Annotated in this window: 1 protein-coding gene; it reads right to left on the minus strand. The window is 45.0% G+C overall.

Translation table 11 applies throughout. The features are described 5' to 3' along the window. Positions 1-119: 119 nt before the first annotated feature. A partial coding sequence (locus Q1A70_RS20525) for an HU family DNA-binding protein (protein WP_299697688.1) occupies positions 120-389 on the minus strand: 270 nt, incomplete at its 5' end.

Raw genomic sequence — 389 nt, forward strand, 5'->3', positions numbered from 1 at the left:
AAAAAAACAATAATCCTTTTTCAGGACACCTTTCCGGCGGTTAACATTGCAGAACAGACCCTGATAACGCGCTTAGTGGCTTTGTCGGGGGCTGTTCTATATGAGATCGGAGCAAAAAGTTAAGAGTTCACCTGAGCTTTCAATTCTTTCCCTGCTTTAAACGTTGGGCTTTTTGATGCTGAAATTTGAATGACTTCACCAGTCTTCGGATTGCGTCCTTCGCGAGCAGCGCGATGGCTAATCTTGAATGTCCCAAAACCCACCAAAGTTACGTCGTCGCCGTCGGCCAATGTGTTGGTAATGCCATCGATGATGGCTTTGAGTGCGGTGTCAGCCTCTTTTTTATTGATATCGGCTTTCTCTGCAATATGCTCAACTAATTCTTTACG

The organism is uncultured Vibrio sp., from assembly GCF_947488985.1.
Lineage (GTDB): Bacteria > Pseudomonadota > Gammaproteobacteria > Enterobacterales > Vibrionaceae > Vibrio.